We start from the raw sequence: 12,327 nt of genomic DNA on the forward strand, positions 1-12,327 counted from the left end.
ACCTTTTTTTGCTTCCGTGTACCCTAACTTTCTCCTATTGCTGTTCGGGTTTCCTTCGGGACTTCTTCAAGTCTCCTTCGGAAAAACATCCCTTTTTCCGAAGGAAACCCGAACGAAACCCGAAGAAGTCTCGAAGGAGACTCCTAAAATCACTTGCAGAAATCGTCATCACCGGTCAAATTCCGTCAAAATGCCGAAAAAATTATTTCCCACAAAAAAGATTGGAATCATCGCTTGATTCCTCTCCATCCTCAGGCCATGTACCTATTTAACTTAAAGGGTCCTGTCTATGCAATATCAAGCGATGGTCTCATCCTCTATTTGAAGCTGACATAAAGCAGTGGTACTGTTACCTTCTCCAATCGAATAATCGGCATTGGCGTCTTTGTGAGATTTGAGAATGCGGTGATTTCCATACTCAAAATTCCGTCATTCAGCGGGGTAGAATAGTACGTGTTAAACCACTTGGTAATACCTTTCGCCCAATTGCCGATCATCATACTTATGTCCGTTGTTTCACCTTCACCGGTATTGTCATTCACATTTACCCTCACTAAAGGTTGCATCAGGATAGGCAATTCGATACTTGTCAGTTTTTTGTTCTGGCTATACACATATTTGCCCGACATCTGGAAACTCAACACTTCTTGTGAATTATTTTGGAGCAGGATATCGAAAAACTCCGTCAATTGCCCTTTCAGCGTACGTTTCTGTGGGCCATTTCCTCCCAGCAATGACATGTCGATGGTTTCTTTAATAGTAATCGTTGGCCTGAAGGCATTGGTAAAACCGACTTCTCCTGTAGTATATACAAACGGTGGGTTGGAGATCCTGCCCGGAACTAATTCGTAATTGCGTCGTAGTTCTACCGAGGTATTGGCATCTTGTCTTTCCAGGATATTCAGGCCACTCAATGAGAACTGTCTGTCCGGGATACCCTGTCCTTTCCCTGCCGTGAGTATACCGTCATTGTTTTCGAAATAGTAACTGAAATCACTGTTTTCGGTATTTTCATACGGTTTGGACGTGTAACCGGAAATATGAACAACCGGCGTTCCTATCCCTTCCGGCGGCGTCCCGATAATTTCCACGACAAGGGCCTCGATTCCATCGATGAATGCTTTGGATTCACGGATCTTAAACTTGTATGGCTCTATATTTACACTGAATTTCCGCAGCGAATCGGAAATCATGGCCAGGCCGTTTCCACTATGGTTGGCGGCAGTAGTGATGTGGTCAACCATTTGGATGAATGCCTCCAGAGCAATGGAAGCGTTGTTAAATGTTTCCGCATCTGTGGTTTCGGCATCAATAGTTGCCAAAATAGTGTTCAGATCCTTTTGAACCTCGGGAAAAACGGTAATAAACTCGGCTATGGTGTTAAAGGCATCCGTAAAGTCCGCCCGGTTTTGCAGTCCTGAGTCTCCGAGATTGAAATTAATGATCCCATCAATTTCGTCTTGCGGGTAATGGACGTTCTCGGTATAGGTAAATGCGTAGTTCCACTTGAGCAATTCACTGAGTTCCTGCTCTGATACGGGTTCACTTACTTTTTGATGAGCGGCCCCGCCATGCTGTTCTGTCATATTAGGCGGAACGGGAAAAGTACGTAAAAACATAGGAATATCGAACCCTCCCAGTCCGGCGGACAGATTGCGGATTGCATTGGAATTTATAAAGCTCAGCCATGTGGATGCTTCGTAGTCCTCTATGCCGGGGAGCGTTCCTATCTGATGCTCAATATTTGCGCTTTCATAGGCCAGGTTCATATAGAGCGAAGGCAGAACTGCTCCATCGGTACCTCTCACTATATCCGGGGAATTCAGTAAAAAGGTAATCGGTTCGTTATCGCTTTTTTGAAGGTTGAGTTTAGGCGAACTCAATGAAACGGACGAACTGATATTGACATCTGCAATCGTCGTCTCAACGGTATGCATGTAAGGGGGGATGATCTTGTTTCCGTTCTGATCCCTGAAATCATCAGAAACGGTGACCGTTGTTTTCCCCGCCTCCGCATTTCCAGACAATGTCAGGATCACCTGGATAGCGTTATCCGCAAGAACCGCATTTTCAATAACTATACTATCCGAAACCGTATAGTTGGATACATCCTGTGCACTGTCGAAGGACAATACTCCACTAAAGAACAGGTTCACCGTCCTCGGATGGTCCGTGCTCATGGTAGCGCCTATAAATACCGTATTCTCCACAATATTTCCGTAAAGACGCGGCGGAATTTTATTTGTTTGATCCGTTTCGACCTTTGCCGAGAACCCGATAGCAGCCTTAGTCGTATATGCATTGCTCAATTCGATCAACAATTGCTGTTCGAATGTTTCTTGTGCTTCGGCGGGATCCCAGTCCGTGTCCTGGTAAACCGGAATCATAAGTTCTTTCGCGATCGCGGCCAATGATCTTTTTGCATCGAGAATCTGTTCCAGGTATGTTTTGTACAGGTTTTCATCAACCAATTGAATGGCAGCGGTAAATGCGGGTGTCAGGACACCATCTACGGAAGCAAACAACTGCTTTCCCCATTCATCCATATCTATCCCGTTAAAGTCCAGATGCTTTGAAGGGGTAGTGAAATCAATGCCTTTACCTGAAACATAATCATAGATGGCTATTTGCGAACGCGATTCCAGCTTATTGGAAATGGGCCTGGGGGCAAACAGTTGCGGAGCACCTTCATTATTAATGGTGTAAGAAATTCCTTCGGAAGGTTTCAATCCCACACGAACAGCCCATAACTGATTACCCGGTCCGTCGGGGACAAACCGGTCTTCTCCGGTAGCGACACACATCCGGAAATCTCCGGCCTTGAAGTAAGAGGCTTCGAAGTTCGCCGCAAACGCACTCGAATCGAGTGTTGCCGAACCTTTGATATCTTTTGTCCATGCCGATACCATAACAGAACTTCGTTTAACGCTGCCTGTTGTTTCAAAATCCCCGGCTATTGCACCGCCTGTTCGCTCGATACTAAAAGTAAGGTTAAGCTTTATGATTTCGTCCTGGATAATATCGTCTGCATTTGTCGCAAACCGAATCGTGTGATTTACTACGGGCGCAGTGAGTCCTGTTTGTCCTTCTGCCGTTTGTTTAACGAAGAGATAAATAGACTTTATCCAGTCATTCACAAGTGCATCTTCCTGTGCTTTATCCAGCGTCAGGTCGCTTTTCAGGAAGGATGTCGTAACGCCGTAACTAATCCCGTTCGGATCGGTTAATTGATACCACAGGTTTGTATACAGTTCTAATGCCTGAGCTGCATTTTGCAGGACAGTTGAGTCCGGCACAGCTTTCGGATCCGTACCGGGGTAACTGAAACCTGCATATCCCGCATAGTCCACCTCCTGGTTCGACACCGGTTTGATCTGTTCAACAGCCAGGGTATATATATCATCAGCCAGGGAAGGAACTGCAAGTAGCACACACATACCGCCTGTCTGCAGTTGTGCCGAAGTAACTTTGACATTACCACCGTTGATGCTGTAGTTTTTCACATTCTCAGCACTGTCAGCTTCTACGGCATTGGTGAAATACACCATGATTTCCGCAGCACTTTGTGCTTCTGCCCGGATCATTCCCTGGAAAGTGGTAGGATCGAAATTAAGATCTACTTCGAGTAACGGATCCCCATTCTCCACTGGGGTTACCTGCCATGATGCAGCCACCGATTGCCATTGGTTCAGGCCAATAATCGAATCTGTGTATCCCGTAAGTATCGGAGGCTGGTCCAGGAATTCTCCACTGTCCGGATCAGATAGTTCCGTCATCAGGCGATTTCCATAAATATCCTGCCATGCCATCGAGACCTGTATCATCGTTCCCAGTCCGCGGTACGGACTATCTTCCTGCCCCGGCATCTCCGCATCTTTCTTATAAGCCTGTTTGGAGAAACGCGAATACGGAACCGCCTGCTGATAGGCCCAGAGGTCGCCTTCCTTAACCATTTCAGGAACACGTACCTTGTCGTTCTCCGAAGCCTGGCTGGATCCTTTACCGGATGGCCCGGCGGGCAAACTTAGATGACTCTTTCCAAAGTACGGATTATCCACTATTTCATAGGCGAGACTGCTGTACATATTCTGCAGGTATATCTCCCCGTAATTGTCTGCTGTCGGATGATCCGGGATCTCTGCAGGTACCGGACGTGTCGCCTGCATGGAAACAACTCCCGGAGGTACTGTGGCAGAAAGCACTTTCGGTCCGCCAACCAGAGTAATTTCCGAGCCTGCTGCAAAGATGTTCCGGACTTTTTGATTGTGATTGGCCAGGGAAGTGAGGTTTTGTCCGTAATATTTGGCCATTGCCCCCAAGGTCGATCCGCCCGGGCTTGTACCCGCTTTTACTGTTATTACCGGCAAATAAAGTGCCGTGTACACCGGTAATGCCGAAGACCAATCGGTAATCAGAGGGTTAGCATCCCTGATCGCCTGCGGATCCACTCCGAAGTATGCGGCAATTTTATTTAGTTCTCCTCCCGGTTGAGATCCTGTCCCTCCCACTTCATAGGTCCCTTCACTAACCAGTATCTCCACACCTGTTGTGAGCGGCACATCCCGGTTGTCATCGGCCACGTTACCCACATTTCCGAAGTAACGGTAGGCTAATTGTTCCAGGGTATCCGTTTCGGCAGCCTTGACCTTATGAGGTAACGGATCGGCTTCGGCAAATACCTGGCTGTTGGAAGCGTCGATAGCATCTCCTGAAACAAAGGCGTTCATATAAGACGTTAATGTATTTTCCAATGCTGTTTCCGTCGGAACATTGTACATGACCACCAAGGAAACCGAAGCTTCTCCTTTATCATTAAACAAGCGGCTTTGCAATCCTTCTTTGCTGTTATCATCAAAGTAATAGAGATAATAACCTCCTGAACGGGTAATACTGGCCTGCCAGACCAGGCGCAGGAAATCGATCGGTTCGTTCAGCAAGATCATGCTTTCTTCAGCTTCAGCAAGTGTTTCCTGGAATGCCATGAAACTACCCGGCTTTGTTTCCGTAGAAAGGTTTACCTGCGCAATCCCCATAGTAATGGCATTGTACGGGTCGGTTTGCAGGCCGGAAGTCGTACTTGTGTTATTACTGCCCCTTTCATAGGCCAGGAAGACAGAGTGAATGGCAGAATTGTCGTCTCCCAATTCACTGAGCAAGCGCTCCAGAAGTACGATGCTGTCGTCATCCGCACCGGCGATCTCATATGTCGTCTTCGTCGACGGGCTTTCTTCAATAACCGGGATCTGTTTTACCTTAAGATCAATCACAGAAGCCCATCCGTAAGATTCCACAGGGCGATTGATCATCGTCTGCGTGGCCGGGCTAAACTGACCGATCTGCACCTTGAATTTCGGATTCAGTGCACGCGTTGAAAGGTCAGGTAACCTGAGCATATCCGACGGTAACATCCAGATATTGACCGAAGGGTTTCCTTTAGGAGTATTTCCATATGGCAATGCAATTGGCGAAGCACTTTCCCACGGGATATCCGTAGTCAACGGATATGTACTGTTATCTTCCTTGAACAGACGCTGCGGGCCAAAGCTTTGCAGTTGTGTATTGAGCAGGTTAGCCCGTGCATAGGCCGCTACTTTGTTCAGGCGGTCCGCATCTACCGAATCACTCGCAACGGAGATCGTCAGTGATGCATCGGAAGTGCTTCCCTTAAACTGGTACCAGGTTGTTCCTGTTCCCCTGTTGAAAGTTACCTGGAACGGTGCCTCCGGGCCAATTACAGGTACGGGGAACTGCTGTCCGGTCAATGCATAGAGCCCTGCATATTCCGGCAGGCTCAGCCTTACTTTGCCTTCCGAATCTTTTGTTTCCTTCACCCACATACCGGGATAATTTGGCGTGATCCCCGCAGTGGGCAGCCGCATTCCGGCAAGGTAATACCTGGAAGCCATTCCGGACAACTGTTGGATGCCAAGAGAACGCTGTGTCTCTGCTATCAATTCACCTACTGTGAACTGTGTCAGATCGGATATATCGAGGTATGCATTACCGGCAGTCGCGAACAGGTCTTGAATGTCGCCATTCTTAGCGTTCAATCCCAAATCTTCCGCGGTGATATTGAATTGTCCGGCAAAAGACTGTAGTGTATCTTCTTCCGTTGTTTTTGCACTAAACTCCGGGATGAAAAGCATTCCCACCGGGGCGAGTAACCCTTTCATGGATGTGATATTGCTCTCTGCAACAAGTTCTTTGACGGTAGTACGCAACACTTCGGCAACAATGTTAAGGGAATCGCCCGGTTGTACGACATAATCATTCGAATTGAAGGTGATCTTCATACCGGCTACCAGTGTATCGGTAGTCAGTGCATTCGCGTCGGCCAGGTCTGCTCCGGAAAATACCCCGTTATAGGGACTTGCCTTAGCAATAGTGTCATAGGTATCCGATTCCCGGATAGCATATCGTGCCCCGGCAACATAGATATCCTTATCTGCGTTTAGGGCATGTGCAGGATTATCACTGAACAGGTCGGTCATCGTATATTCCCTGGCCTGGTTGGCGTATTCCGGACTGTTCGCTGCAGAGTCATAAGTCCTTTCGTTATAACCGTTGTTGTCATTGATCCATTTCAGGACAGCATTGACATTTTCAGTGGACTTGATAGCGTATTTGAAATTGCGGAGAGCATCTCTGGACGATTGGATCATTTGCCGGGCAATGAGCAGGAAGTAATCCCCGAAAATGAAGTCGGCCATGGAAGTTTCTTCATTGTTCATAACACGGGTAAATGATGACACTCCATCTTCTTTTCGGACCCGGACGGCCAGTTCATCAAAATAAACACGGAGGTCTTTCAGGAACTCCTGACTGGTTGTATTGTAATCGGCAAATGTATACTCGTACCCTTTGTAATCATTCCCGTAAGCGGGAATATTCAACTGCATATCCAGTGGCATGGGGAAGAAGGTCGCATCTGCTTCCCCGTCTTCCGTCGGGCTGCTGATCTCCATCGTGAATTGCCCGGTGATAAATTTCTCGATCGCAGCTGTAGGGATCGGTGTTGGCGTGGTTTCATTATCAAATGCATTGTAAAGGTTTTCTAGATCGAAGTCAGAAACAATCATCCGGTCAACATCCCCGGCACTTGAAGGGGTAGATTGTGTTGCGGCTATCACCCATCGGTACACTTGTTTTACCAGCAATTCAAAGGGGGTGTCTGAAGCGGATTTCAGCACTTTTTCGACACTGTCTTTTACATCCCCGGTAGACGGCGCTACGGAATCGATAAACAACATGGAGACATAACAGGGAACCTGATCTGCCAGTTGCGTAGCATTTCCTCTTGCCGCTGTTAAGCCGAGACCTACATATCCGGTTAATGAGACAGGCGTATCTGCTTTGGTAAGATTGTCCCACGTCATTGTCGGGTGTGGCGGAATTACAATGGCATCCTCGTTTATCAGCAGTTTTGTTCTCCTGGCCAACAACGGTGCGTATGCTTTACCCGCTATTGCCTGTGAATTGTCGTACCACGGAGCTGTTCCTCCGATGCCTGCAATGGTAATCTTCTGGGAGATATTGGCAGAAAAGCTGAAGCTGATCTTGATTTTGAAAAGCCCGAGATTGATCTTCACACTTACTGAGATGTCTACGGAAGCGATCAGGGCAATCACAATATCTTCGTATGGGGCAATTGTCAGTTGAGCCAATATCTTGATCTCTACATTGACATCGGCTTTGATGATGGCAAAGTCGACCGTTCCGTACAGTTTTCCGATAATGCCGACAGTTCCCCGAAACCAGAAGAAATACGATTTCTCCACCTGGCTTTTGTCTGCCTGTGAAGTTGTTGCAGGCACATACGGATTCCACGCTGCAATAACCCCTTCCAGGATGGCCACGGCAGTAAGGCTGAAACCGGCTTTCAGAATGCCCAGGCTGAAATCATAACCGATGCCTACCTGGAAACCAAATCCGAATACAAGAACCGGATTAAATGTTCCGAGGTCTGTTTTTGGCACTTTGTCCGTAGAGACACTGGACAGTTTTCCGAAGTAAATCCCTAGTGATCCCATCACCGGAATGGGGACTCCCACCGGTGTCCAGATCAGTGTCTGGAATGTAAATGACCGGGAAAAATCGGCTTTCCACGGGAAACCTACATCTACCTGGAAATCTCCATTTGTATATATCTCGATCCCAAAGACGGGTAACGTTATATTGAACTGCCCCATCTGGATTTTACGCATCACTTCGGGAAGGGCGATCTCCGCAGCGTAAACGCCTACCGTGTCACTTACCTTACGGTACATGATCTGGAAGTCAAGCCCTTTAAAGACCTTGGCCATGTCACCATCCAAAGCAACGCGAAGGGCATAAAGGTTCGGGTCGTTAAAAATGGTTTGTAAAGTGAGGAAGTAACCGGGCGCACTTTCTCCTGCCGTTACCAGTGCATCGGATTCTCCGTTTTTTTTGCCGTCGGTGAGCCGGAGAACCCCAAAGTCCATCCCGATCAGCCAGGAACTGTTTTCATCATAGATCACAGCCGGAATCTGACCCGGTTCGGTAGACGGCAAGTCTGTCATGGCCTTAACTGCATCCTGTACCGTTTTGGCATTTGCAAATCCCGGCAATGTCACATGCTGCCCCAGCGCCAGTAAACGCAGATCCAGGTATTTATTCCCTTGTCCGCCAGGCGAAGGTGCTGTTTCCGGTTTTGTAGCATCCCAGCTAAGTGGTGCATTCCGGTTGTCCTGCCACAAGAACTCCCCGTTCAATTCAACCATTACACCATTATCTTTCGGATCTGGCTGGTTGGAATTGTAGCTGACAGCAATACCTTTAATTTTAGCAAATACCATATCAATAGGCCCGATATCGAGTTGGAATGAAACTTTCCCGTCCGTAAAATCATATTCCAGTGATAGATTGTTCAGCGGAATTTTATCGAGGAAATTCCAGGGGCTTGACAAACCGAACTTCGTACCGGTCGCCCACCCGATCATGGTCTCGATCATACTTCCTATTGTGGTTGATTTGGTAAACCTGAGCGTGGCAATCTGGTGCTTCTTACCTTCTATCATTTTTTCTTCTATCTGCCCGGTAAGAATTCCCCAGATAATTCCGTAAGCACTGTATTCCGGCTGGAAATTATAGAATACGGTAAGTTCAATGCCGTTCCATTCCAGATCGGCACTTATTTCTCCGTATCTGCCGGCTTTTCGGTCTGCATTGGTAGTTTCCGGAAGTGTTGGCCGGGAGGTTTTTGTCGTTCCCTCCGGGCCTCCATAGTATCCCATTTTGAAGTTTCCGACAATATTAAGGGGATCACTGACCGGGATCGGAATTTCCCAGGGATCGGCTGTTTTTGCCCTGAATTCCCACGAGGAAGCTTTTCCGGTGGTGCCGCTGGTTTCCACATCAACACCGAGTCCGTCAATAGAAATACGGAGCGTGGTATCCCACCCCAGGTATTCTTTGAGTAATCCTGTTATGTTCAGCTTTCCGCTCGTTTGTTCCCCGTTGAATTTCCAGACTTTGTTCGCCGAATTGTAAGATGCGCTCAGCGCAATCCCGAGATTCACATTGGGGTCGTCCGGCATAATGGTAACCGACCCTTTTAGTCCGCCGAGTAAATTGCTGCCTTCCCCTGCAACCGAAACACCGAGGTTATCTATGGTAAAAAAGGTCGTTCCCAGAATTTCAATAGCCCAGTTGGTATTCATATCGCAGTTCACCGAATAATTTTTGTTATCCATTTCATAGGTGAACTGGAAAGAGGTGATAACGGGTAAGGGAGATGATGCCGGGAGCGTAAGATCTGCTCCGGCCAGGAAAATATTGAACAGGTCGGTTACGTTTATTACACCTGATTCCAGCAACCCAGTAAATACCAGGCTCGGCCCGGCAACACCTAGAGCAATGACCCCGGCATCCTCCGATGTCCCGATCCGGAATTTTCCGTTGACTGACCATGCTGTTTTTCGATCGGCAACAGAAGCCGGGTTCTGAACGGTTACATTTGCAATGATATCCTGCATGACCACTCCTTTCATCAACTCATAGGGCTGATCTGTTGCGAAAACAAAGCCTACGTATTGGATCGCCTTATTTTTAGCGTCGTATTCCAGTTGCATATTGGACACACCAAATCCTGCCAGGGCATTGAATGGCGCCGGAAGCGATTCGGCCAGGTTGATCCCTCCGGCCAGTTGATAGCATTTTGAAATGGTGATGGGTGTATCGAAATCACCGACCAGTTGCCATTTATCATCCTTTATGGGGAGTTGGAACGCCAGATTGGCGTCGATCCCGTCGATCTTACCCCCAAACCCACCGGATGTAAGGGTTCTGGCATTAATGACCGTAAATTGTACAAACGGATCGCTGAAACGGAACCAGGGAATTTCGGCAGGTTCCCAATGAATATCATAGGAAAATTTATTGTCTGAGACAATGACACCATCCGGTGCGGTATAAACAATTTCTACCGCGGCAGGGGGCCCCAGGAAATTCATGCTTCCGGTGACAAGGATACTGGCCGGGTCTCCCGTTTCGGGCGTAGTTGTAATTTTCGATGCTTCGATGGTAACTTTGGCGCCGAGTAATCCCATGAAGAAATCGAATATCGCCCCCGCACTGAATACTCCCGGCAGGAAATTCAGTACTCCTTCCGCGTTTTGATTGTCCTGTAGCTTCTTCAATAAATCTGCCAATACCGGACTACCTTCTTCGGCATGCCCGATAGTTACGAAAGCTTTTTTATCCGGTGCATTCACTGCATAAACTTCGGGCGATATAATATAGTTCAGGTAACCAACGGCATATCTGAATTTGTCATTTCTCGGGTCCTGATAGAAATCTGCTATCGTCCTGAAATACCTTTTATAAACTCCGTGATCGTCCTCAGAACGGTAGTCTTTAATGAACTGTCCCATGATCTCACAAGGGGTATCTTCACTTTGTGCAGGCCATGCGTTCACCGGATAATTCATGTTGTTGGCCATTTCCTGAAGTTGCAGGGGCAAGGCAGGAATATAGGCTATTATAGGAGAAACGTCAATTTTAACATACTCGGAATATCCGATTATTGTGGAAGGATAATTAACATTGGATCGCAGGTTCGGCTGCAGGTAATATTTACCCATATTGAGCACATCATTGGTGGTTCCCTGTCCTTCAAAAACCGGGGGGAGCGTTGTTTTCTGGAGTAATAAATTATACAATGGTTTTGGCACCCCTCCCAGTTGAACAAACAACACACGGTCTTTGCTGCCACTTAACCAATCCAGGTGTCTCTGAATGCTTATCATATCGTGACTCCATTCCAACTGGATACGTTCAGCGGCTTTTACCTGCGTGAGATAGGTGGATCTGTTCTGCTGTACCTTAGCGGCATCTTCTACCAAATTATCGGTGCCGGCAGGCCCTCCTTTAAAAAGGCTTTCCAATTCATCTTCGCGGTTTCTGAAGTTTCCAAGGCTTATGACCACAATGGGCCGGGCGCCGTCAGAGATTCCGGGTCCGTTTCTCTGAGATGCCATCATACTCAGGATCGCTTCGAACATTCGTTCTTCTGCCGAATATGCATAAGCCATAGGAGTTGTGTTATTAATTCCATATACAACGGCATAATCGTAATCCGGCTGGCCTATTACCCAGCTTACGACTTCTGTTTGCTGCGCATATTTTTTTTCTCCGCGGTAGTATTTCCAGTCCGCCTCGGAAATTGTTGCCGGGACACGCATAAAATAAGCACGTTGGGCAAATGAACTATACCCGAGTACATTTTGTTCCGTAAGAGTTATAGGGTTGCGATCCGAATTAAACTGAATTTGATTTTCCCCCATTGTCCATTTATACGGCTGCAGACGCAGGAAATATCTCGTATTGATCGTTTTCGCAAAATTCGGCACCTTTTTCCCTGAAGGTGTATGTGTGTCATCCGCACCTCCTGTAAAACCAAGATTCACTTCATTTACAGGAGGTTGATCTTTATCGGGTAACGGAAGAAGCTGCACGTTAGCATTAACAACTTTCCCTTCGGTTTTTCCATCCAATTCGGGAAGCAGCAGCAACAGCTTTTCCAGATCGTTTCCGTCAGGACTGTAGTATACTTCGATTGTTCCTTTGTAAGCAAACCCGTTTTCAACTTCAGGATTGGCAAGCTGATGAAGTAGAGCCACTGTTGATCCCTGATGCCCGCTCCCCTTGGTTGCGCTGACATACATACGGATAACCGGGTTATCGCCACCGTTCAGGTAATTTCTGAATTGCTCGACGGACGCATCTATTTGAAAATCCCAGTCGAGATTGAAATAGGTGTAAACTTTGTTTATGATAGTATCAAAAAAGGACATTTCGCAGGTTTAT

At 47.3% G+C, this 12,327-nt stretch carries 1 protein-coding gene; it reads right to left on the bottom strand.

Annotated elements, in window-relative coordinates:
* Positions 1-317 precede the first annotated feature (317 nt).
* Positions 318-12,314 (bottom strand): hypothetical protein, encoded by an 11,997-nt coding sequence (locus tag ACVBDU_RS14115; RefSeq protein WP_447180379.1) that lies wholly within the window; start codon positions 12,312-12,314, stop codon positions 318-320.
* Between the last annotated feature and the right edge of the window lie 13 nt (positions 12,315-12,327).

The sequence above is a fragment of the Sinomicrobium endophyticum genome, assembly GCF_052983315.1.

Excerpts from the sequence above, each read along its gene's own strand:
- ACVBDU_RS14115 (WP_447180379.1), bottom strand. The coding sequence starts at position 12,314 with ATGTCCTTTTTTGATACTATCATAAACAAAGTTTACACCTATTTCAAT.